The organism is Bounagaea algeriensis (assembly GCF_054491375.1).
In genome coordinates, this window is record NZ_CM137102.1 from 1,990,676 (window position 1) to 2,013,150 (window position 22,475).

At 68.4% G+C, this 22,475-nt stretch carries 15 protein-coding genes and 2 rRNA genes; 12 read left to right on the forward strand and 5 right to left on the reverse strand.

The genetic code is table 11. From position 1 onward, the window contains the following. Positions 1-69: 69 nt before the first annotated feature. The 3 genes from ACVGV2_RS08985 (at position 70) to ACVGV2_RS08995 (ending at position 2,568) form a co-directional block, all read left to right on the forward strand. The gene (locus tag ACVGV2_RS08985; RefSeq protein ID WP_459165590.1) at positions 70-1,200 is read left to right on the forward strand and encodes a thiolase family protein; all 1,131 of its coding nucleotides are present in this window, start codon (positions 70-72) and stop codon (positions 1,198-1,200) included. Between the two features lie 54 nt (positions 1,201-1,254). Further along, the gene (locus ACVGV2_RS08990; RefSeq protein WP_459165591.1) at positions 1,255-2,019 is read left to right on the forward strand and encodes an SDR family NAD(P)-dependent oxidoreductase; all 765 of its coding nucleotides are present in this window, start codon (positions 1,255-1,257) and stop codon (positions 2,017-2,019) included. 171 nt (positions 2,020-2,190) lie between these two features. Next, a complete protein-coding gene (locus tag ACVGV2_RS08995; protein WP_459165592.1) occupies positions 2,191-2,568 on the forward strand; it encodes a DUF2255 family protein in 378 nt (125 codons plus the stop codon). Between the two features lie 144 nt (positions 2,569-2,712). Here the strand turns inward: ACVGV2_RS08995 and ACVGV2_RS09000 are convergent, their stop codons facing one another. Further along, positions 2,713-3,270 (reverse strand): TetR/AcrR family transcriptional regulator, encoded by a 558-nt coding sequence (locus ACVGV2_RS09000; RefSeq protein ID WP_459165593.1) that lies wholly within the window; start codon positions 3,268-3,270, stop codon positions 2,713-2,715. A 52-nt stretch (positions 3,271-3,322) separates the two neighbouring features. Here ACVGV2_RS09000 and ACVGV2_RS09005 point away from each other — a divergent pair, with 52 nt between their 5' ends. From ACVGV2_RS09005 to ACVGV2_RS09020, 4 genes are all read left to right on the forward strand, one after another. Next, the gene (locus ACVGV2_RS09005; protein WP_459165594.1) at positions 3,323-3,805 is read left to right on the forward strand and encodes a copper amine oxidase; all 483 of its coding nucleotides are present in this window, start codon (positions 3,323-3,325) and stop codon (positions 3,803-3,805) included. A gap of 241 nt (positions 3,806-4,046) precedes the next feature. Further along, complete coding sequence (locus tag ACVGV2_RS09010; protein WP_459165595.1) at positions 4,047-5,156, forward strand: NDMA-dependent alcohol dehydrogenase; 1,110 nt, start codon at positions 4,047-4,049, stop codon at positions 5,154-5,156. 314 nt (positions 5,157-5,470) lie between these two features. Further along, positions 5,471-7,096 (forward strand): thiamine pyrophosphate-binding protein, encoded by a 1,626-nt coding sequence (locus tag ACVGV2_RS09015; RefSeq protein ID WP_459165596.1) that lies wholly within the window; start codon positions 5,471-5,473, stop codon positions 7,094-7,096. 77 nt (positions 7,097-7,173) lie between these two features. Then, a complete protein-coding gene (locus tag ACVGV2_RS09020; RefSeq protein ID WP_459165597.1) occupies positions 7,174-7,854 on the forward strand; it encodes a GntR family transcriptional regulator in 681 nt (226 codons plus the stop codon). A gap of 178 nt (positions 7,855-8,032) precedes the next feature. On the opposite strand, the gene ACVGV2_RS09025 is transcribed toward ACVGV2_RS09020, so the two are convergent. Next, positions 8,033-9,769 (reverse strand): TIGR03767 family metallophosphoesterase, encoded by a 1,737-nt coding sequence (locus ACVGV2_RS09025; protein WP_459165598.1) that lies wholly within the window; start codon positions 9,767-9,769, stop codon positions 8,033-8,035. 514 nt (positions 9,770-10,283) lie between these two features. Between ACVGV2_RS09025 and ACVGV2_RS09030 the strand changes: the two genes are divergently transcribed. Further along, positions 10,284-11,819 (forward strand): 16S ribosomal RNA (locus ACVGV2_RS09030). A gap of 206 nt (positions 11,820-12,025) precedes the next feature. Beyond that, a 23S ribosomal RNA gene (locus tag ACVGV2_RS09035) occupies positions 12,026-15,121 on the forward strand. Together the 16S and 23S rRNA genes form the textbook arrangement of a ribosomal RNA operon. Before the next feature lie 138 nt (positions 15,122-15,259). Here the strand turns inward: ACVGV2_RS09035 and ACVGV2_RS09040 are convergent. Beyond that, the gene (locus tag ACVGV2_RS09040) at positions 15,260-16,561 is read right to left on the reverse strand and encodes a D-arabinono-1,4-lactone oxidase (RefSeq protein WP_459165932.1); all 1,302 of its coding nucleotides are present in this window, start codon (positions 16,559-16,561) and stop codon (positions 15,260-15,262) included. A gap of 129 nt (positions 16,562-16,690) precedes the next feature. On the opposite strand from ACVGV2_RS09040, the gene ACVGV2_RS09045 reads away from it, so the two are divergent. From ACVGV2_RS09045 to ACVGV2_RS09055, 3 genes are all read left to right on the forward strand, one after another. After that, the gene (locus ACVGV2_RS09045) at positions 16,691-17,884 is read left to right on the forward strand and encodes an alanine racemase (RefSeq protein WP_459165599.1); all 1,194 of its coding nucleotides are present in this window, start codon (positions 16,691-16,693) and stop codon (positions 17,882-17,884) included. Between the two features lie 113 nt (positions 17,885-17,997). Further along, on the forward strand, positions 17,998-18,657 hold the full coding sequence (locus tag ACVGV2_RS09050; protein WP_459165600.1) for a PIG-L deacetylase family protein: 660 nt from the start codon (positions 17,998-18,000) through the stop codon (positions 18,655-18,657). 127 nt (positions 18,658-18,784) lie between these two features. Beyond that, complete coding sequence (locus ACVGV2_RS09055; protein WP_459165601.1) at positions 18,785-19,426, forward strand: TetR/AcrR family transcriptional regulator; 642 nt, start codon at positions 18,785-18,787, stop codon at positions 19,424-19,426. Positions 19,427-19,565: 139 nt separating this feature from the next. On the opposite strand, the gene ACVGV2_RS09060 is transcribed toward ACVGV2_RS09055, so the two are convergent. Beyond that, a complete protein-coding gene (locus tag ACVGV2_RS09060; protein ID WP_459165602.1) occupies positions 19,566-20,420 on the reverse strand; it encodes a SigB/SigF/SigG family RNA polymerase sigma factor in 855 nt (284 codons plus the stop codon). Between the two features lie 869 nt (positions 20,421-21,289). After that, the gene (locus ACVGV2_RS09065; RefSeq protein ID WP_459165603.1) at positions 21,290-22,471 is read right to left on the reverse strand and encodes a terpene synthase family protein; all 1,182 of its coding nucleotides are present in this window, start codon (positions 22,469-22,471) and stop codon (positions 21,290-21,292) included. Between the last annotated feature and the right edge of the window lie 4 nt (positions 22,472-22,475).

A 22,475-nucleotide genomic window follows, 5' to 3' on the forward strand; every position in this document is an offset into this window, starting at 1 on the left:
CGCGTGTTCCGCAGCCGAAGGACAACGCCGAAAAACGAACGAAACGCAGTGCACAGGAGGAGAGTCACCATGGACGCGGTCATCGTCGATGCTGTGCGCACCCCGATCGGCAAGCGAGGCGGAGCACTGGCCGGCATCCACCCCGCCGACCTGTCCGCGCACGTGCTCACCTCCCTGGTCGGTCGCGCCGGGGTGGCACCCGAGGAGGTCGACGACGTCGTCTGGGGATGCGTCAGCCAGGTCGGCGACCAGGGCGGCAACATCGGCCGCGTCGCCGCGCTCGCGGCCGGGTGGCCGGAATCCGTACCCGGCACGACGGTCGACCGCCAGTGCGGCTCCGGGCAGCAGGCCGTGCACTTCGCCGCTGCCGGGGTGGTCGCCGGGCACTACGACTTCGCCGTGGCAGGTGGAGTCGAGTCGATGAGCCGCGTCCCGATCGGCTCGGCGGGGCAGGGCGGCCAGCCCTACTCGGACCGCGTGCTCGACCGCTACGGCGTCAGCGGATTCAACCAGGGACTCGGGGCCGAGGGCGTCGCCACCAAGTGGGGCCTCGCGCGCGGTGCGCTCGACGAGTACTCCGCCCGGTCGCACCAGCGGGCGTGCGCGGCGATCGATTCCGGAGAGCTCGACGGGCAGCTCGCACCCGTACCCGGAACGCTGCAGCAGGACGAGGGCGTGCGGCGCGGCTCCACGGTCGACAAGCTCGCCGGGCTCACGCCGGCCTTCCGCGAAGACGGTGTCATCACCGCGGGCAACTCCTCGCAGATCTCCGATGGTGCCGCCGCGGTGCTGATCACCTCCAGTGATACCGCCGCCGCGCGCGGATTGCGTCCGCTCGCACGCGTGCACGGCGTCGCCCTCGCCGGCGACGACCCGGTCATCATGCTCACCGCGCCGATCGCGGCCACGGCGAAGGTGCTGCGGAAAACCGGTCTGAGCATCGCCGACATCGGAGCGTTCGAAGTCAACGAAGCCTTCGCCCCCGTCCCGCTGGCGTGGCAGGTCGAGACGGGCGCGCCGGACGACCGCCTCAACCCGCTCGGCGGGGCGATCGCGGTGGGACATCCGCTCGGTGCTTCCGGTGCGGTGCTGATGGCCCGGCTGGTCCACCACATGCGCCGCACCGGCATCCGCTACGGCCTGCAAACGATGTGCGAGGGCGGCGGTCTGGCCAACGCCACCGTGCTCGAACTGCTCTGAGGGAAGTCCGCGCAGCAGCAGCGAACGGACAGCACGACAACGGAAAGGATGCCCATGCGTCTGCACAACACGTCCGCGGCCGTCGTCGGCGGTGCTTCCGGTCTCGGACTGGCCACGGCCCGACGCCTGGTCGATGCCGGCGGCAGGGTCACCATCATCGATCTGCCCACATCGGACGGCGCGAAAACCGCCGAGGAACTCGGTGGCAGCGCCCGGTTCGTCCCCGCGGACGTCACCGATGCCGACCAGTTCGGCGCCGCTCTCGACGCCGCTGACGAGCACGGACCGTTGCGCGGACTCGTGCACTGCGCCGGCGCGGGCAGTCGAACGCGGGTGCTGGAGAAGGACGGCAGCCCCGGATCGCTGGAGGACTTCGAAGGGATCATCAGGCTCAACCTCATCGGCACGTTCAACGCGCTGCGCCTCGGTGCCGCGCGCATGGCCCGGCACGACGAGGTCGAGGATGAACGCGGCGCCATCGTCATGACCGCCTCCGTCGCCGCCTACGAAGGCCAGATCGGCCAGATCCCCTACACCGCCTCGAAGGCCGGCATCGCGGGCATGACCATCACCGCAGCGCGCGACCTGGCAAGCCGGCGCATCCGCGTGTGCACCATCGCACCGGGAGTGATGGACACGCCGCTGCTCGGTGGGCTGCGCGCGGACGTGCGGCAGGAGCTCGAGGCGAGCGTGCCGAACCCCTCGCGGCTCGGCGAACCTGCGGAATTCGGCCAGCTGGCCTGCAACATCCTGGAGAACGGCTACCTCAACGGTGAAACGATCCGGCTCGACGGCGGGATCCGCATGGCTCCGCGCTGATCGGAGCATTCCATCGCGATCTTCTGCTGTCCGAACACATCGGGCACAAGAGCGACTTCGATGTCCTGCGATCAGCGGTTCCGCGGGCCAGCATGGGAGCGGTACCCGGTGACGCACTCCCCAACGGCGGGGGTGTGCACCCCGCGGAAGCGAGCAGGGAGGTCAGCGAGGATGGCGACGTGGGAGTCGGACGAGTTCACCCGGATCGCGCAAGCCGACGAGATGGAGATCGCCCCGGAGAACAGCGACGGCAGCGTGCGCAACCCGGTGCCGATCTGGGTGGTCCCGCACGGTGACGACCTGTACGTGCGTTCCTACCGCGGCCAGAACGGTGCCTGGTTCCGGGCCGCCCAGGCCAGCGGCAAGGCGCACATCCGGGCTGGCGGTGTGGACGCGGACGTCGCTGTCGCCGAGGTGACCGACGGCGGGGTCAACGACGCGATCGACGAGGCCTACCGCAGCAAGTACCGGGCGCACCTCGACACCTACGTGCCGCCGATGCTGACCCCGCAGGCGCGCGGCACGACGCTGAAGCTGCTGCCGCACTGACGGCGGTGGTGCCGGCCTCCTGCCCGCCACCGGCGTGTTCGCCGGGCTGCCGATGCCCGGGGAGCCCGCGGACGAGCGGGTTCGGGGCGCAGCCCGGCGAATCGATGCGGTGCTGGGCCCCGGTGCGGCGTTTCCGCCTGCGCCTCAACGTTGTTGCCGCGACCCGTCGCGCAACGGCTCGAGGATCCCGTCGAGGACTGCCTCGAGACGCGCCGGTGGGCTGGCACCGGGCGCCATGGCGACGTTCACCTGGGCGCCCATCAGTGCGGTCAGCAGCTCATCGACGACGCGTTCGACGGGCGCGTCGCCGGGGAGTTCGCCGCTGTCACGGCTTTCGCGCAGCCATCGCTGCATCCGCGCGCGCCAGTCGTCGAGCACCCGGCCGTGCAGGGCCGACATGTCAGGGTTGTGCAGCGCGCGGCCCCAGAAGCTCACGGCCACGCGGGCTTCGACGACGCGTTCCTCGTCCAGCGGCAGAATTTCCAGGCACAGCCGTCGCAGGGCGGCCAGTCCGCTCGTTCCGCCGGCGGCGGCTTCGGCGCGCTGGTTGGTCCGGTCGTAGATGCACTGGTAGGCGGCGGCGAGCAGCTGGTCCTTGTTGCGGAAGTAGTGGGTGAGCGCGCCGTTGGCGAAGCCTGCCTCGGCGGCGACGTCGCGCATGGTCACGGCTTCGAGTCCTCCGCGGGCCGCGAGGCGGAGCACGGCGCGGATGATTTCGCGGCGGCGCCGCGTACCGCTCCGGAGGAGGTCGGCGATGGAGACGAGCGCCGTCACGCACGCGAGTACGACCCCGCACCCCCTCGACCGCCTGAACACCGCGGAGATCGACACGGCTCGGCAGGTCCTCGAACGGGCCGGCCTGCTCAGCTCCGACACGCGGTTCGCATACCTCGGTCTCCTCGAACCGTCCAAACAGGAGATCATCGAGCACGCCCCGGGTGACTTCGTGCAGCGGCGCGTGCAGGCGGTGCTGCTGGACACGGCGTCCGGCGCCGCCCGGGGAGTCACCGCGTCGCTCACCGCCGGCGATGTCGAGGCGGTGCGCGACATCGCCGTCTGGCACACCTTCGGCATGACGCACTTCCCGCGGCCGGAGGACTGGCCCGTCATGCCCGTCGACCGGTGCGGCTTCACCCTCAAGCCGGTGGGCTTCTTCGACCGCAACCCGACGCTCGACGTTCCCGAGCCCGCCGCGGAGCACTCCGTCGACAGCCGTGCGCGGCGCCCGTGCTGCTGAGCCGTTCCACATCGGCTGATACTCCGTCTGAGTGAACGTTTCGCGTTCCGAGGCGCTTCCGGCGCGACGCCCGGGGAAGCCCTGTTGTGCGCGCAGTCACACTCCGCCAAGCTGGTACTGCACATCGCATGAACGCCTCCGAATACGTCGAGGCACCCGCGACGCACCGGTGTGTGCCGCGGGACCGGCAGGACGTGCGGTGTCCGCTTCAGTTCTCCGAGCGAAGGGAACAGGGCTCCCGATGAAGACCAAAGCCGCCGTGCTCACCGACGCGCACCAGCCTTTCGAAATCACGGAGTTGGACCTCGACGGCCCCGGACCGGGCGAGGTGCTGATCCGCTACGTCGCAGCAGGGTTGTGCCACTCCGACCTGCACCTGACGGACGGGGACCTGCATCCGCGCTTTCCGGTCGTGGGCGGTCACGAAGGCGCGGGCGTCATCGAGGACGTCGGTCCGGGCGTGCGGAAGGTGAACCCGGGTGACCACGTCGTGTGCAGCTTCATCCCGAACTGCGGCACCTGCCGCTACTGCTCGACGGGGCGGCAGAACCTCTGCGACATGGGCGCCACGATCCTCGACGGGAGCATGCCGGACGGCACGTTCCGCTTCCACGGCGCCGGCCAGGACTACGGCGCGATGTGCATGCTGGGCACGTTCTCGGAGTACTCCACGATCTCGGAGCACTCGGTGGTCAAGGTCGACGACTGGCTGCCGCTGGAGACCGCGGTGCTCGTCGGTTGCGGCGTGCCTTCCGGGTGGGGCACGTCGGTCTACGCCGGCGACGTGCGCGCCGGCGACACGGTGGTGGTCTACGGTGGCGGCGGACTCGGGATCAACGCGGTGCAGGGTGCGGTGCACGCGGGCGCCAAGCACGTCGTGGTGGTCGACCCCGTCGAGTTCAAACGCACCACGGCGCTGAAGTTCGGTGCCACGCACGCGTTCTCCGACCCGGCCGAAGCCCGCGACAAGGTCACCGAACTGACCTGGGGGCAGGGCGCCGACACCGCGCTCATCCTCGTGGGCACCGTCGACGAAGCCGTCGTCTCGGACGCGTTCAGCACCATCGGCAAGGGCGGCACCGTGGTCATCACCGGCCTGGCCGATCCGACCAAGCTGACGGTGCACCTCTCCGGCGGTGAGATGGCGCTGTTCGGCAAGACCGTCAAGGGCACGCTGTTCGGTTCCGCCAACCCGCAGTACGACATCGGCAAACTGCTGCGGCTCTACGACGCCGGCCAGCTCAAGCTCGACGAGCTGATCACGAACACCTACCGCCTCGAGGACGTCAACCAGGGATACCAGGACCTGCGCGATGGCAAGAACATCCGCGGCGTGATCACGTTCGACTGATGCGAGCGCTGATCGGCTGACCGCGCCGCTCAGGAGGACTGCGCCGCTCGCGGCCACCGCCGTAGACCGCGGTGGCCGCGAGCGGCATTGCGCGGGCACTTCTCAGGGCTCGGAATCCGTTCCGATGGAGGTAGGTGCTGGGCGGCGAGGAAGTGAACGACGTCGTCCTCGGGTACGAGATCGCGATGGGTCACGACGGCCCGGGGAAGTGGTTGGTGCGCCGATCACTGCTGTGTATTATGTATCCAATTTTCGCCGCCGCGTGACCGCGGTGCGCACACGGGCGCCGGAGTCGTTGCCGACGGGAGGGCGTGATGCCGCAGCCGACGGTGGCGGGACGAATCCTCGACGCGCTGACAGCTCGGGGAGTGGAGCAGGCCTTCGGCTTGCCCGGCGTGCACAACCTCGCCTTCTGGCGCGAGCTGGGTGCGGGCAGACCCGGTATCACCGGGGTCCGCCACGAGCAGGCCACGGTGTACGCCGCGGACGGTGCAGCTCGAGCCACGGGTCGCCTGGGCGTCGCCCTGACCACCACGGGGCCGGGCGCGGCGAACACGCTCGGGGCGTTCGGTGAAGCAGCCGCCTCCTGCAGCCCGGTTCTGGTCATCGCCAGCGAAGTCCCCCAGCGGCTGCGCGCGCCCGGTGCGGTGCGCGGCATGCTGCACGAATCCCACGACCAGGCGGGCCTGTTCGAACCGCTCGCGAAGGCGGTGTTCCGGCCGCGTTCGGCCGAACGAGTTGCCGCGATGGTCGGTGAGGCGATCACCACCGCGCTGGCGTGGCCGCGCGGCCCGGTCTACCTCGACGTGCCCACCGACCTGCTCGACGCACCGGCGCCGGAGATCACCCCGGCGCCCCAGGAGCGGCCGGCGCCCGAGGCGGCCGAGGTCTCGGCAGCGGCGCGGCTGATCGACGACGCGGGTTCCGCGGTGCTCTGGGTGGGCGGCGGCGCTGTCCAGTCGGGGGCGGCGGAGCAGGTGGACGCCCTCGCGCGCAGGTTGCGCGCGCCCGTGGTGACGACCTACAGCGGCCGCGGCATCCTGCCCGCCGAGCATCCGTGGATGGTCGGCCTCCCGCCGCACGAACCCGAGGTCGCCGAGCTCATCGGCGCTGCCGACCTGCTGGTGGGCATCGGCACCGACTTCGACGGCGTGCACACGCGGAACTGGTCCATGCCGCTGCCGCCCGGGCTGGTTTCGATCAACGTCGACCGGGGCGAACTCACCAAGAACTACACCCCGGACGTCGCAGTGCTCGGCGACGCGGCGGCCGGCATCGACGCGCTGCTGCCGGTGTTGACCGGACCCGCGGGAGCCCGCGGCCCGGACGTGCACCAACTGCGGCAGGCCACGCGCGACCGGCTGCGCGAGGACGCGCGCACCGCCGAGGCGATGGCGCTGGTCGACGGTATCGACCGGGCGTGGCCGCAGGAGGGCACGCTGATCACGGACATGGCCGTGGCCGGATACTGGGCCTGCGGTTACACCGCCCTGTCGCGGCCGCGGCAGTTGCAGTGCCCGTACGGCTGGGGGACGTTGGGCTATGCCCTGCCCGCTGCGCTCGGCCCGGCCGCGGTGGGATGCGGTCCGGTGCTCGCCGTCTGCGGTGACGGCGGGCTGCTGTTCGGTGTCGGCGAGCTCGCGACGATCGTCCAGGAGCAGCTACCGGTGACGGTGCTGGTGGTCGACGACGGGGGATACGGCATGCTGCGCTACGACCAGCAGCACGCCGGCGACGCCGAACGCGGCGTCGACCTGGTCGGCCCCGACCTCACCGCGCTCGCGGAGAGTTTCGGCATCGAGACCCGCGCCGTGGCCGAAGCGGGCGATGATCTCGTCGAAGCGCTCGTCGAGGCGGCCGGCAGTCGCAAGCCGCGGCTGATCACGCTGCGGGCGGCGTTGCTGCCACCGCGCACCACCTCGCCGCGCTGGCACGAGTGATCGGCCAGCGACTCGATCGGAACGCGTCGCCTGCGATGATGTTGGTAGCCTGCGGATTGTGCGTGCGGTGAGCGACGATGACGGCTGAGGCGGCGGGATCCCCGCGCGGCAGGCCGCCGACGAAGCAGGAGTACGTCCTGTCCGCGCTGCGCCAGGCGATCGTCTCCCGCGAGCTGCGCCCCGGGCAACCGGTGCGCCAGGACTTGCTGGCCGAAAAGCTCGACGTGAGCCGGGTCCCCCTGCGGGAAGCGCTGAAGATCCTGGAAGGCGAGGGACAGGTCGTCTACCGCGCGCACCGGGGCTACTTCGTCGCCGAGCTGTCGCTCGACGACCTGCTCGAGGTGTACCGGATCCGCGCGCTGCTCGAGGACGAAGCAGCGCGGACGGCGATGGACCGCATCACCGCCGAGGACCTCGAACGGATCGTGCAAGCCCAGCACGAGGTCGAACGAGCCGGGGCTGCCGGGGACGTGCCGGCCATGACCGCGGCCAACCGGCGGTTCCACTTCACGCTGCTGGACGCGTGCGGCATGCCGCGGCTGCTGCGGTTCGTGCGGCAGCTGTGGGACTCCACGGACGCCTACCGCGCCGTCTACTACGGCGACACCGGCAACCGCACCCGGGTCGAGCAGGAGCACCGGGCCATCGTCGAAGCACTGCGCGCGCAGGACGCCGACGCCTTGGTGCGGCTCCTCGACGAGCACCGGGCCCACGCCGTCGAAGCGCTGCGCGCCGTCATCGACGAGGAAGGCACCTGAAGCCGCACGCCGGTGCCCGGTCGGACGGGCCAGCGTCCACTGTGGGCTGCTCATCCCGCGCCCCGTGCCCGCGCCCCATCCCCGCGCAGGAGTTCCTCGGTCCAACCCGTGTTTTGCAGTTTCCCGCGCTCCGACGGCAAACATCGGGCGGTGCTCGTCGCGGTTCGGAGCAGCCGGCTCAGCGCACCGGCAGCCGGCCGGGCACCAGCAGCTCCACGTTCCGGTCGCCGAGTTCACCGAGCTTGGCGGGGTCGGTGTGCGGATCGTTGAACGCCAGCTCCCGGTACAGCGCAGCCAGGGCGGCGGGGGAGCGGTCGTCGTAGTCGGCCCGGTGGGGACTGTCGGCTTCGATGAGCGTGGCGTGGATCGACAACGTGCCGTCCCGGTTGTCCGCCAGTTCGAGGACGCGTGCCAACTGCGGGAAATCGACGTGCGAAGCCGTGTTGATCTCCCAGAATCCGCAGGTGCCGTCATCGGCGGCGTGCGCGGTGATCTCGTTGCGGTGGCTGTGCCCGTTCACCCACGCCAGCACGTTCGGGAAGCGCTGCAGCAGGCGCACCACGTCCCCGCCGGACTTGCGGGCCTCGCCGGGGCGTCTGAAGTCCGGCAGCAGCGCGTTCATGGTGCCGCTGGTGTGGTGGCTGAACAGCACGAACAGCTCGTCGGTGACCGGCTGGTGCTGCTCGTGGCCGAGGTCGTCGTAGTAGCGCGAACTCGCCGCGGTGAGCGTGCGTTCCAACCACCGGTGCTGTGCGAGTCCGAGCGAGCCCTCGGCGAAGCCGGCGGTGTTCGTGCTGTCCAAGCCGATGCCGGTGACGCCGGGGGCGATGCGGAAGGTGTAGTAGGCGGCATCAGTCGCCGCGCTGTCCGGGCCGAAGCCGTGCCCAGCGGGTCCGGGGCCGGTGTTGGCCGGGTCGAGGTGGGCTTCGAGGAACTCCTGCGTGCTGAAAGGTGCACGGCGCTGGTCCGGGGTCACTTCGCGCACGGTGCCGCCGCCGTGCTCGAGGGCGCGGTCGGCCTCGTCGCGGCGACGTCGGTCCTGCAGCAGTTCCGCCACGCGTCGTGTGCTGCGCTCGTCCCGGCCGGTGATCTTGTGCGAACCGGTGTAGTGCTCCTCCAGCTCGGGGATGAGCGGGTCGGGCAGCGTGCCGACGACGGTGTTGTCGTGGTTGCCGAAGGTGGCGTACCAGGGCATCCGCAGGCCGGGGCTGTCGAAGGTGCGCAGTGCGTCGTCGAGCAGACCGGGCACGACGGGGTAGCCCCGCTCCCGGAAGCGATCGCTCACGCCGCCGTCGGGGTGCCAGTAGAGCGGATCCCCGGAGCTCTGCACGCCTTCGTAGACGTCCGCGGCACCGGTGTTCTGGGCCATTCGACCGCCGTTGAGGAGGGTGAAGTACCAGTCGAGTTCGGCGCGTTCGTGGTTGTCCGTGCTGTCGCCCGTGGTGATCGCGAACTCCAGCGGATGGCCGGTTACCGGGGCGCGCCGCAAGCTGTTGACCCGCTGCACGAGGCGGGCGGTGGCCAGTGCACCGAGCGTTTCCTGCGGTCGGAAGGCGCCGGCCATGAGCGGGTGCAGGTACTCGAACCGGACGGGGCTTTGGGCGTCGGTGATGTGCAGGTCAGTGAACTGGGTGAACGCGGTTACGGGTTCGCGGCGCTCCTCGCGGGTGACGTCTGCGTCGACCAGGTCGGTGCGCACGACGATCGGCCACCCTGCGCCGGGTACCAGTCGGCGGTAGCCTTCGCCGATCTCGGCGGCCGCGGTGGTGTGCAGAGTGGTGCCTTCCGGGGCGACCGGGGGCACCGGCCGCGGGGGCGCGGCCGCGTTCGGCGCACCGCCGAGCGCTCCGCTGCCCAACGCGCTCGCGGTGACACCGGCGGCCAGCAGGAAACGGCGCCTGTTCAACGCTGCCATCTCGGGGTCCTCGCTCGTATGTACGTTTGTCCAACCGAAACGAGAACCTTTCATGTTTGCTCGGATCGTGGCACCGCCGGGTAGGTGATCATTGCGCGAACATCTCGCGAACAGCGCTGCGAACGGTGCGCAGTCGCCTCGGCGGGAACCAGGCGCGGCCGCAGGCAACCGGCCAGCGTGGGCGGCCAGCGACGTGTGCGGCACAGTGGCACTCGGCGGGGTGGCGGGCTCCGGTGTGCCGTGATCGGGGCACGCCCCGGCTTCTCCGGTGTCCCGTTGGACAACAGTGCACGCGTTGTTATACTGAGAGGCACGAGTCGGCAACGGGGGGTTACCCGGGGCCGGCGCGGGAGTAGACTCGAAGAACTCGGCAACGCACCCGCAGGGTGCGGACGGGTAGTCGAGCTGGCATAGTTCTAGAGAACTCGCACCTTGAGAACTCGACAGTGTGCCGAATACGGGTCCACTGCCCGCTGAGGTGGGCAGTGCAGGATACGGTTCCTGCTAGGTTCAATTGTTGGAGAGTTTGATCCTGGCTCAGGACGAACGCTAGCGGCGCGCTTGACACATGCAAGTCGAGCGAGGTGTCTCTTTCGGGAGATAACCGAGCGGCGAACGGGTGAGTAACACGTGAGTAATCTACTCTGGACTCGGGGATAACCCTGGGAAACCGGGGCTAATACCGGATAGCCGTCTTCTCGGGCATCCGGGGGGACGGAAAGGTGCCGTGCTGTGAGGTGCGGTGCCCGGTCCGGAATGGGCTCGCGGCCCATCAGCTGGTTGGTGGGGTCAGGGCCTACCAAGGCGACGACGGGTAGCCGGCCTGAGAGGGTGATCGGCCACACTGGGACTGAGACACGGCCCAGACTCCTACGGGAGGCAGCAGTGGGGAATCTTGCGCAATGGGCGAAAGCCTGACGCAGCGACGCCGCGTGGGGGAGGACGGCCTTCGGGTTGTAAACCTCTTTCAGCCCTGACAAAGGTGATGGTAGGGGCAGAAGAAGCGCCGGCTAACTACGTGCCAGCAGCCGCGGTAATACGTAGGGCGCGAGCGTTGTCCGGAGTTACTGGGCGTAAAGGGCTCGTAGGCGGTGTGTCGCGTCGGCCGTGAAATCCTGCGGCTCAACCGCGGACGGGCGGCCGATACGGGCACACTTGAGGGCGGTAGAGGCAAGCGGAATTCCCGGTGTAGCGGTGAAATGCGCAGATATCGGGAGGAACACCGACGGCGAAGGCAGCTTGCTGGGCCGTGCCTGACGCTGAGGAGCGAAAGCGTGGGGAGCGAACAGGATTAGATACCCTGGTAGTCCACGCCGTAAACGTTGGGCGCTAGGTGTGGGGACCGTCGTGGTTTCCGTGCCACAGCTAACGCGTTAAGCGCCCCGCCTGGGGAGTACGGCCGCAAGGCTAAAACTCAAAGGAATTGACGGGGGCCCGAACAAGCGGCGGAGCATGTGGATTAATTCGATGCAACGCGAAGAACCTTACCTGGGTTTGACATCCATCGGATCGCCTCAGAGATGGGGTTTCCCTTGGGGCCGGTGGACAGGTGGTGCATGGCTGTCGTCAGCTCGTGTCGTGAGATGTTGGGTTAAGTCCCGCAACGAGCGCAACCCTTGTCCCGTGTTACCAGCAATGTGGTTGGGGACTCACGGGAGACTGCCGAGGTAACTCGGAGGAAGGTGGGGACGACGTCAAGTCATCATGCCCCTGATGCCCAGGGCTTCACACATGCTACAATGGCCGGTACAGAGGGTGGCGATCCCGCAAGGGTGGGCGAATCTCGCAAAGCCGGTCGTAGTTCGGATCGGGGTCTGCAACTCGACCCCGTGAAGGCGGAGTCGCTAGTAATCGCAGATCAGCAACGTTGCGGTGAATACGTTCCCGGGCCTTGTACACACTGCCCGTCACGTCATGAAAGTCGGTAACACCCGAAGCCCATGGCCCAACCGGATGCGTCCGGCAGGAGTGGTCGAAGGTGGGACTGGCGATTGGGACGAAGTCGTAACAAGGTAGCCGTACCGGAAGGTGCGGCTGGATCACCTCCTTTCTAAGGAGCATCGACCCGATGACGTAGGGGTCGACAGCCACAACATTTTGGTATTTTCTCCGGAACCGCACCGACCCGCAGGACCGCGGGGATTCCCTGCGGACCGTTGGCACACTGTCGGGCTCTGGGGGTGCGATTCTGCATCCGCAGGGCACCTTGAGAACTGCACAGTGGGCGTCGCGATGGTCTTTAAGGTCTTTGCCGTGAAGTAAGCTTTGAAGGGCGTACGGTGGATGCCTTGGCACCAGGAGTTGTTGAAGGACGTGGGTGGCTGCGATAAGCCTGGGTGAGTTGCCGACCGAGCTGTGATCCCAGGGTGTCCGAACGGGTGAACCTGGCCGGAGTGTTGTCCGGTCGCTGCTGTCTGAATGTATAGGGCAGTGGGTGGTAACGCGGGGAACTGAAACATCTCAGTACCTGCAGGAGGAGAAAGCAAGAGCGATTCCCTGAGTAGTGGCGAGCGGAAGGGGAAGAGGCTAAACCGGGTGCGTGGGAGAGTCGGCAGGCGTTGCGTGTCCGGGGTTGTTGGGACGGCTTGTTCCGGGGCTGCCGCTCCGGGGGATGGAAGCGTGGCTAGCCGAAGGCGTTGGAAGGCGCTGGCGGAGTGGGTGAGACCCCCGTAGGTGAAAGTTGTCGTGGAAGTCTGGGTTGTTCCCGAGTAGCACGGTGCCCGTGGAATTCCGTGTGAATCTGCCAGGCCCACCTGGTAAGCCTAAATACTCCCTGGTGACCGATAGTGGATCAGTACCGTGAGGGAATGGTGAAAAGTACCCCGGGAGGGGAGTGAAAGAGTTCCTGAAACCGTGCGCCTACAAGCCGTCAGAGCACCGGTTGGGGTGTGATGGCGTGCCTTTTGAAGAATGAGCCTGCGAGTTAGTGGTGCGTGGCGAGGTTAACCCGTGTGTGGGGTAGCCGCAGCGAAAGCGAGTCTGCAGAGGGCGGTGGAGTCGCGTGCTCTGGACCCGAAACCGAGTGATCTTCCCGTGGTCAGGGTGAAGCCCGGGTAATACCGGGTGGAGGCCCGAACCTACCAGGGTTGCAAACCTGGAGGATGAGCTGCGGGCAGGGGTGAAAGGCCAATCAAACTCGGTGATAGCTGGTTCTCCCCGAAATGCATTTAGGTGCAGCGTTGCGTGGTTCCTGGGTGGGGTAGTGCGCTGGTTGGTCGAGGGGCCCGGTGGGTTACCGAGATCAGCTAAACGGTGAATACGCCTGGGTTTCAGCGTGGCAGTGAGTCTGTGGGGGAAAAGCTCCATGGTCGAGAGGGAAACAGCCCAGATCGTCGGCTAAGGCCCCGAAGTGTGTGCTGAGTGGGAAAGGATGTGGGGTCGCTGGGACAGCCAGGAGGTTGGCTTAGAAGCAGCCATCCTTGAAAGAGTGCGTAATAGCTCACTGGTTAAGCGACTTTGCGCCGAAAATTCAGCGGGGCTGGAAAGCACACCGCCGAAGCCGCGACAAGCAGCCCCCTGGTGGGGGGTTGTTTGGGTAGGGGAGCGTTCCGGTGACGGTGAAGCATGCCGGGTAACCGGGTGTGGAGGAGCCGGAAGTGAGAATGCAGGCATGAGTAGTGTTTGAGGAGTGAGAATCTCCTCCGCCGGATGGCCAAGGGTTCCAGGGGAAGGTTGATCCGCCCTGGGTGAGTCGGATCCTAAGGCGAGGCCGACAGGCGTAGTCGAAGGGCAACGGGTTGATAGTCCCGTACCTGCCGGCGCTGATCCGCCCGGCATCGTGGTGGTGGTGTCATCGTTCGTGCGGCGTGTGGCCTTTGGGCTGCGCGTCGTGGCGGGCCGTGGCGCCGCGCTGGGTGTGCGGGCCCGCGATGGGGGGACGCAGAAGGGTAGTCCAGCCCGGCCGGTGGTTGTGCCGGGGTAAGGGTGTAGGGCGGTGTACAGGCAAATCCGTGCACCGGGTGCCTGAGACCTGATGCCGAGCCTGAGTGGCGAAGTGGGTGAGCCCATGCTGTCTCGAAAAGCCTCTAGCGGACGCGTCGGTGGTCCGTACCCGAAACCGACACTGGTGGCCAGGTAGAGTATACCGAGGCGAGCGAGCGAACCGTGGTTAAGGAATTCGGCAAATTGTCCCCGTAACTTCGGGAGATGGGGAGCCGGTTGGCGTGTACGCCCGTGGCGGCGGAAGCGCGGGCCGGCCGCAGTGACGAGGCCTGATCGACTGTTTACTAAAAACACAGGTCCATGCGAAGCGTGGTTGCGAAGTATATGGACTGACGCCTGCCCGGTGCCGGAACGTTAAGGGGAGGGGTGAGCCCCCTGTGGGGGGCGAGGCTCTGAACCGAAGCGCCGGTAAACGGCGGTGGTAACTATAACCATCCTAAGGTAGCGAAATTCCTTGTCGGGTAAGTTCCGACCCGCACGAATGGCGTAACGAATCGGGCGCTGTCTCGACCACGGACTCGACGAAATTGCACGACGAGTTAAGATGCTCGTTTCGCGCGGCAGGACGGAAAGACCCCGGGACCTTTACTGCAGCTTGGCATTGGTGTGTGGTGCGGCTTGTGTAGGATAGGTGGGAGACGGTGATGCGGGCACGCCAGTGTGCGCGGAGTCGTTGGTGAAATACCACTCTGGCCGTTCCGGGCATCTAACCTGGGTCCGTGATCCGGATTGGGGACAGTGCCTGGTGGGTAGTTTAACTGGGGCGGTTGCCTCCTAAAGGGTAACGGAGGCGCACAAAGGTCCCCTCAGCTTGGTTGGGAATCAGGTGGTGAGTGCAAGGGCACAAGGGGGCTTGACTGTGAGACTGACGGGTCGAGCAGGTGCGAAAGCAGGTCTTAGTGATCCGGCACTTCCAGGTGGCTGGGGTGTCGCTCAACGGATAAAAGGTACCCCGGGGATAACAGGCTAATCATGCCCGAGAGTCCGTATCGACGGCATGGTTTGGCACCTCGATGTCGGCTCGTCGCATCCTGGGGCTGTAGTGGGTCCCAAGGGTTGGGCTGTTCGCCCATTAAAGCGGCACGCGAGCTGGGTTTAGAACGTCGTGAGACAGTTCGGTCCCTATCCGCCGCGCGCGGAGGACACTTGCGAGGAGCTGTCCCTAGTACGAGAGGACCGGGACGGACGGACCTCTGGTGTGCCAGTTGTCCCGCCAGGGGCACGGCTGGTTAGCTACGTTCGGTACGGATAACCGCTGAAAGCATCTAAGCGGGAAGCCAGCCTCAAGATGAGGTGTCCCGCCCCATGTGGGTTAAGGCCTCCAGGAGATGACTGGGTGGATAGGCCGGTGGTGCACGCTCGGTAACGAGTTCAGCCGACCGGTACTAAACGGCCGAGCGGCTTACTCACACCATCGCGGCGTCCGCTGTGGGGTTCTCAAGGCGGATCCCGAAACAGCTGTGCACGCCCCGTCTCGGGTTCGGACACCGGAATTCGGTGCCCGAACCGGAGGCGGGGCGTTTGGCATGTCCTGCCGGGCCGGGCGCCTCAGGCGCCGAGCACCCGCGTGAGGTGCGGATTGGAGAACCTGCGCTGGGGGTCGACCGCGTCGCGCACGCGGCGGAAGTCGTCGAAACGCGGGTAGAGTTCGCGCAGTTCCTGCGCGTCCATGCTGTGCATCTTGCCCCAGTGCGGCCGACCGCCGGCTTGCCGGACGATCGATTCGAACGTCTCGAACCAGTGCCGGTAGGGCATGCCGTGGAACTGGTGCACGGCGATGTAGGCGGTGTCGCGTCCGTGCGCGGTGGACAGCCAGATGTCGTCGCCAGCGGCCAGCCGGATCTCCACGGGGAACATGACCGGATGCTCCAACCGCGGCAGCGCCGCGCGCAGTTCGCGCAGCACATCACCGAGACTGGCGACCGGCACGGCGTATTCGGATTCCACGAAGCGCACCGAGCGGGTGCTGGTGAACACCCGGTGGGAGCGGTCGCTGTAGGAGCGGCGGGACAGCGCCGCCGAGGACAACCGGTTCAGCGGGCGGACCGCAGCGGGCACGGCCCGGCCGATCCGGCACAGCAGGCTGAAGGCGGTGTTTTCCATGACCTGGTATTCGAGGAAGTGCCGCAGCGGTGGCAGCGGGCGTGGCCTCGCCGTCGGCGGGAGCCGGTTGTTGCGTTTGACCAGGGCGTTCTTGCCGTAGGGGAACCAGTAGAACTCGACGTGGTCGTTTCCCGCGGCCAGGTCGTCGAACCGCTCCAGCACGGAATCGAGCGGTTCGGGGTGTTCATCGGCCTCGAGCACGAAGGCGGGTTCACACTGCAGTGTGATGCTGGTGATGACACCGAGAGCTCCGAGGCCGACCCGGGCGGCGGCGAAGAGTTCGGGGTTCTCGTCCGGAGCGCCGCGGCACGCGGTCCCGTCCGCGAGCAACAGCTGCAGGGCTCGGACCTGGGTCGCCAGTCCGCCGAATCGCGCACCGGTGCCGTGGGTGCCGGTGGCGAGCGCTCCGGCGATGGTCTGCCTGTCGATGTCGCCGAGGTTGGGCATGGCCAGTCCGACGCCGTCGAGTTCGGCGTTGAGCCGGTGCAGCGGTGTGCCCGCGCCGACGGTCACCAGGCCGGTGCTCGGGTCGGCGTGTTCGATCCCGCTGAACGCCGACAGGTCCAGGGCGAGGCCCGTGGGGGCGGCGACGGGGCTGAACGAGTGGCCGCTGCCGAGCGCGCGCACCGGCAGTCCGCGGCGTTCCGCGGTGGTGAGCGCGTCGGCGGCCTCGGCGAGGTCCTGCGGGCGGTGCACGGACGCAGGCTTCGCCGCGGCCGTTCCGGCCCAGTTCGCCCAAGTGTCCAGCATGGCGTCTCCTTCCGTGGGACGGCAACTTAAGTGAATTTCTTTCACTTAGCAAGATCGGCGAGCTACAGTGCGCACATGTTCACTGCTCATCCGGAGCGCCGCGCACACCGGGCCACCGGCACGTCGGTGTCTGAGCCCCCCGCGAGCCTCGACGAAGCCACGGCCGATGTGGAGGCTCCGCTGGCCGTGGTCGACCTGGACGCGTTCGAGGCCAACGCCGCCGAACTGGTGCGCCGCGCCGCCGGCACGCCGATCCGCGTCGCCACGAAGTCCCTGCGCTGCCGTGAACTCGTGCAACGTGCGCTGCGGGTTCCCGGTTTCGCCGGCACCATGTGCTACTCGCTGGCCGAAGCGCTGTGGCTGCACCGCACGGGAACCTCCACGGACATCCTCGTGGCCTACCCGAGCGTGGACCGCACGGCGCTGCGCGAACTCGCAGCCGACCCGCGAGCCCGCCGGGCGATCACGCTCACCGCGGATTTCTCCGAGCACCTCGACTTCATCGATGCCGCGCTGGGCGGAGCCGAACACGAACCGGTCCGGATCTGCCTGGAACTCGACGCCTCGTGGCGGCCTCTCGGCCTGCCCGCGCTGCACGTGGGCGCGCGGCGCTCCCCGGTGCGCAGCCCGCGGCAGCTGGCCGCTCTCGTCCGCGCTGTGCGCACACGCCCCGGTTTCCAGCTCACCGGGATTCTCGCCTACGAAGGGCAGATCGCCGGTGTGCCGGACGATCCGGGCGGTGCGCGGGGCGCGGCCGTGCGGTGGATGCGCCGCCGTTCGGCCGCCGAGCTGGCCCGCCGTCGCACCGCCGCTGTTGCGGCTGCGCGCTCGTCGGCGCCGCTGGAGTTCGTCAACGGCGGAGGTTCCGGCAGCCTCGAACTCACTGGTGCGGAAGCGGAAGTGACCGAACTCGCCGCGGGATCCGGGCTGGTCGGACCCGGGCTGTTCGACTCCTACCGCGCGTTCCGCCCGCATCCTGCCGTGCTGTTCGCACTGCCGGTGGTGCACCGTCCCGCCCGCGACATCGCCACGCTCTACAGCGGCGGCTACATCGCCTCCGGGCCACCGGGCACCGACCGGGTGCCGCGGCCGCACCTGCCGGACGGGCTGCGCCTGACCGGTGCCGAAGGAGCTGGGGAGGTGCAGACCCCGGTGCGCGGTCGCGCCGCACGTGCGCTGCGCCTCGGCGACCGCGTGTGGTTGCGCCACGCCAAAGCCGGCGAACCCGCCGAACGCTTCGACACCTACCACCTCGTCCGCGGCGGCGAACGCGTCGCCAGCGTGCCCACCTACCGCGGAGAGGGCCGCAACTTCGGATGAGGCGCTCCTGCCGCGGACGGGAGATCCACGCCGAACGCGTGCACAATGGACGTCGCAGCAGTCCCCGAGTTCGCGAGGTCGCCATGAGTTCAGCGGGTACATCCCTGAGACCGATGCCGGAGGACTGGACGACGGCGGTGTGCGTGGTGGCGCATCCCGACGACATGGAGTACGGCCCGGCCACCGCGGTGGCGCGGTGGACCGACCAGGGCAAGACCGTGAGTTATGTGCTCATCTCCGACGGGGAGCAGGGCATCGAAGGGATGCCGGCTGCCGAAGCAGGACCGCTGCGGGAGCGGGAGGAACGAGCGGCCGCTGCTCGCACGGGCGTGCACGACCTCGCGTTCCTGCGGCACCCGGACTCGGTGCTGGAGAACACCGCTGCGCTGCGCCGCGACATCGCCCGGGAAGTGTCCGCCCGCGCTCCTGAACTGGTGGTGGTGCTCAACCACCGCGCCCGTTGGGCCTACGGCGGTAGCAACTCCGCCGATCACCGCAACGCCGGCGAAGCTGCGGTGCAGGCGCTGCGCGAGTCCCCGGTCCCGGAGCTGCGGTGGGTCGCGATCGCGGATTCGCCCGAGATCGACCACGCCGTCGACGTCACGGACTGGATGCGGACGGGGCTGACCGCGCTGCGCGAGCACCGCGCCTACCTCGCCGCGCTCGGCGGGCCGGAGTGGTCCGTCGAGCACGTGCGCGGCAACGCCCGCGAAGCGGGGCGCCGCTACGGCACCGACTACGCCGCGGCCTTCGAACTGCTCACCTCATGGTGAGGCGTGTGGTGAGGCGTTGACCAGCAGCCTCGCGAGCCGGATCGTGCTCCGGCACGGTCCGCTCGGCGCGCTCAGTCACGCGGCTTAAACTGCATCCGTGCTGCGAGCGCCCTGCGAGGAGGTGACGATGTCGGGCAACGCGCGGCCAGGGCGGCTCAACACCACGCGGGAGCGCATCCTGAGCACCGCCGAACGTCTCTTCGCCGAGCACGGCGTGTTCGCGGTGTCCAACCGGCAGATCAGCGAATCGTCCGGGCAGGGCAACAACGCCGCGGTCGGCTACCACGTCGGCACGAAGGTCGACCTGGTGCGGGCGATCGTGCGCAAGCACACCGAGCACATCGAGCAGCTGCGCGCGCGGATGCTCGACGAGCTGGGCGAACGGGCCCAGGTGCGGGACTGGGTGACCTGCCTGGTGCGTCCGAACACGGACCACCTGGCCTCGCTCGGCAACCCGACCTGGTTCTCCCGGTTCGGTGCACAGGTGATGACCGACCCCGCCATGCGCCCGATCATGGTCGAGGAATCGCTCAACTCGCCAGCTCTGCGCCAGATCCTCGACGGACTGCACACCTGCCTGCCCGACTTGCCCGGCGAGGTGCGTGCCGAACGCGGCGACATGGCGCGCCAGCTCATGGTGCACATGTGCGCCGAACGGGAGCGGGCCCTCGACGAGGGAGCGGAAACCCCGCGCAGCAGCTGGTACGCGGCCGCCACCGGGTTGATCGACGCGATCACGGCCATCTGGCTCGCTCCGGTCCGCGAGTGAGGTGGGCCCGGCGATCATTCGGGCCAGGTACACCGCCGCGCCGCGGCTGGTCGGCAACGGGGCCGCGGCGCGGCTGGTCGGCAACGGGAACGCGGCGCCGGATGGGCGGCGGTGCACGTGCTGGGCCGAAGCTACGCCGTCAAGCCGCGTTTCCGCTCGCGCTGGCAGTGCGTTCAGTTGCGGTCAACTGCTGCGAGATCTCGTCCGCGTCCGCATCGCCAGCCTGCGCCCGTACGCGTTGCAGCGCCTGGGTGAGCAGGCGGGAGACGTGCATCTGCGATATGCCGAGCTCCTGTGCGATGTGCGACTGCGTCATCCCGTGCACGAACCGCAGGGCGATGAGGCGCTGTTCCCGCTCGGGCAGGGTCCGCAGCAACGGGCGCAACTCGGCGCGGTCCTCCACATCGGACAGTTCGCGGTCGTCGGTGCCCAGTGTGTGCGACACGGTCAGCGAGTCCGATCCCTGCAGGACTCCCTCGAGCGAGCTGCTGCGATAGGCGTTGCCGGCCTGCAGGCCCTCGTGCACGGCGTCGAGCGCGACACCGAGGTGTTCGGCGATCTCGCTCGGCACCGGAGCGCGGCCGAGCTGTTGGGACAACGCGGAAATCGCCTTCGACACCTGCTGGTAGCGCTCCTGCAGCCGCCGCGGCATGCGCACGGACCAGCCGGTGTCGCGGAAGTGCCGGCGCAGTTCGCCCATGATGGTCGGAACGGCGAAACTCACGAAGTCGCTCTCCCGGTCCGGATCGTACCGGTCGACGGCTTTGATCAGCGCGAGGTTGGCGACCTGCACCAGATCGTCGTGGGCTTCACCGCGGTCGCGGAACCGCCGCGCGAGGTGTTCGGCCAGCGGCAAGTGCTCGGTGATCAGCTCGTCGCGCAGCTGGCGGCGGCGCGTACTGCCGTTGTTCAAGGTGTGCAGTTCCTTGAACATGGGCAGCAGCGCTTCGTACGTCGTGTCCTTGCGCGGGACAGTGGTGGTCGCATTGCTCATGCTGTACCCCCGATGCGTCGACGGCGCGATCCACGCGTTTCGGGCTCGCTGCGCGTGGAGCCGCGCGGGATGCGGGCCCGCAGCGGAGTTGCCGTGCAGGCCGTCTGATTTGCCGGTCGTGCGCGAGGTGCGGAACCAGCGTGGTGCTACGGGTGGGGGTGTGAGGGTGGCAGCAGTCCGCACGCCTCTTCGATGCAGGTGCGGATGTCGACGACGGCACCGCCCGGGACGTCCCGTCCGGCGGTGAAAGTGCGCACAGGCTGCGCGGTGGCGCATGCGACTGCCGGTGGAGGTGGCGGTTGCGGTGTGTTGAGCACTGCCACGCCGTTCTCCTTCCGCGGGCGAGTCGGAGTCCCGGATCACCATCCGGCGTGGGGGTGCCGAACCTCCCCGTTGAATGGCCGGGGGAAGCGGAGCACCCTGCGGGTCGCCGTAGTGGGCCGCGACTTCCGAGGTCCACGGTACATCATCCGAGTCGAGACGGTGCAAGTCAGCGCGGTTGCGCGGCCCCGTCGGAGAGCGGGACCGCTCCGTCGAACGTCCGGGTCTCGAATGCGCGCCGGTGGCGATGTCGGAGATGTCGGCGGAGCCGAGCGCGACGAACGCGGTGGACGAGAAGACGGCACCAGGCCTGCCCGGGCGTGCAGCGACCGGTGTGCCGTGCTGCCGCGGGTGGCTGCGAGATCCCGATGAGCACCGGGAGCCGCATCCCGCCGGGTACGACGAGAAGGGAAACCGTCCATGCCGCAGCCGCCCAGCTGGCTCCGCGACCTCGCACGGCTCCTCGCGCGGATCGCCGCCGGCCTCGTGTTCGTCGCGCACGGTCTGCAGAAGTTCGTGCAGCGGGGGTCGTACGCTCCCGTGTTCCGCTACAGCACGTGCTGCCACCACCAGGCGATGGCAGGCAGCGCCGGAGCCGTCGGGTCAGGATCCGACGGCACACGCGACCACCCCGGGTGCTCGGACTCGCCGAGCCCGTCGTCGGCCGCGTAGCGCGGCACTCGCAGAGCCCAGTCGATGTTGCCGCGGATGCCCGCGCCGAGACAGGAGAGGTAGGTGTGCAACTCGGCCCCGGCCTCGGGTAGGAGCTGCTCGCGCAGGCGCAGGTACACGTGCATCATCCGGTCGCGCAGCGCGACCGCTTCGGTCAGCGCTCGCTCCGTCGTGTGACCTTCGTTCTCGGTCAGCACGGTGATGATGTTCTGGTCGCTGTGCTGGTCGTGCTGCTCCCGGCGGTAGGAGTGCAGGTCGTTGTCCAGGCCCGCGGTGAGCACGGCGGCCTCGCTCGCGGCGCGCACCGCCGGGTGGTCCATCTCGCTGTCGGGAACTTCGGCGCCGTTGGCGATTTCGAGCAGGGCCATGGTCGGGAAACCGCCGCAGCTGCCCAGGCGCATGGCCAGGTAGTCGTTCAGCGGTGGGACGACGCCGCGTGCCTGATTGCCGATCTGCCAGGAGACGCCGTGTAGCCACGCGCGATGGGCGTCGACGAACCGGCGTACCTGCGTCGGCGTGGCTTGCCGGCGCAGTGCCAGGCCGATGTCGTGCAGTGCGCGCAGGTACGGATCCTCGGCGGTGTCCAGGCTGTGCGGTGCTTCCAGCACGCGCTGGATCCGGCCGGCTGCGACGACGAACTCGTCGGGGCGCGTGCTGAGGGGGCCGTTGTCGCAGCGCACGTCGTCGAAGGCAAACCCCCAGTACACCCATTTGGCCGCCAGCAGCACGTTCTCGGCGATTCCGGCAGGAGCGAACCGAGCGAAGAATTCGGCGCTGTTGGTTTTGACGACGTGCCGCCGGCGCGCGTCGTCCTCGTACATCCCGATGTCGTCGATCCAGGCGATCGCCTGCCTTTCGATCGTGTCGGCATCGGGGTGCAGGGCGGGGTCGATCGGGCAGTAGAACGGTGGGATCGCGAAATGCGTTCCGGTTGCGGTCATGAACCCTCCTCGCGCGGTGTTGCGTGATGTGTCCGGTGTTCTCGGAGCGGGAAACGCCTGCCGGCCGCCGGCTGCATGATCAACGAGATTTGTACCAAAGCACGGATTGCGCGACAAGAAA

What these genes read in the sequence shown, in the direction of transcription:
- ACVGV2_RS08985 (WP_459165590.1), top strand. Translation starts at nt 70, where the DNA reads ATGGACGCGGTCATCGTCGATGCTGTGCGCACCCCGATCGGCAAGCGA.
- ACVGV2_RS08990 (WP_459165591.1), top strand. Translation starts at nt 1,255, where the DNA reads ATGCGTCTGCACAACACGTCCGCGGCCGTCGTCGGCGGTGCTTCCGGT.
- ACVGV2_RS08995 (WP_459165592.1), top strand. Translation starts at nt 2,191, where the DNA reads ATGGCGACGTGGGAGTCGGACGAGTTCACCCGGATCGCGCAAGCCGAC.
- ACVGV2_RS09005 (WP_459165594.1), top strand. Translation starts at nt 3,323, where the DNA reads ATGGAGACGAGCGCCGTCACGCACGCGAGTACGACCCCGCACCCCCTC.
- ACVGV2_RS09010 (WP_459165595.1), top strand. Translation starts at nt 4,047, where the DNA reads ATGAAGACCAAAGCCGCCGTGCTCACCGACGCGCACCAGCCTTTCGAA.
- ACVGV2_RS09015 (WP_459165596.1), top strand. Translation starts at nt 5,471, where the DNA reads ATGCCGCAGCCGACGGTGGCGGGACGAATCCTCGACGCGCTGACAGCT.
- ACVGV2_RS09020 (WP_459165597.1), top strand. Translation starts at nt 7,174, where the DNA reads ATGACGGCTGAGGCGGCGGGATCCCCGCGCGGCAGGCCGCCGACGAAG.
- ACVGV2_RS09025 (WP_459165598.1), bottom strand. Translation starts at nt 9,769, where the DNA reads ATGGCAGCGTTGAACAGGCGCCGTTTCCTGCTGGCCGCCGGTGTCACC.
- ACVGV2_RS09050 (WP_459165600.1), top strand. Translation starts at nt 17,998, where the DNA reads ATGCCGGAGGACTGGACGACGGCGGTGTGCGTGGTGGCGCATCCCGAC.
- ACVGV2_RS09055 (WP_459165601.1), top strand. Translation starts at nt 18,785, where the DNA reads ATGTCGGGCAACGCGCGGCCAGGGCGGCTCAACACCACGCGGGAGCGC.
- ACVGV2_RS09060 (WP_459165602.1), bottom strand. Translation starts at nt 20,420, where the DNA reads ATGAGCAATGCGACCACCACTGTCCCGCGCAAGGACACGACGTACGAA.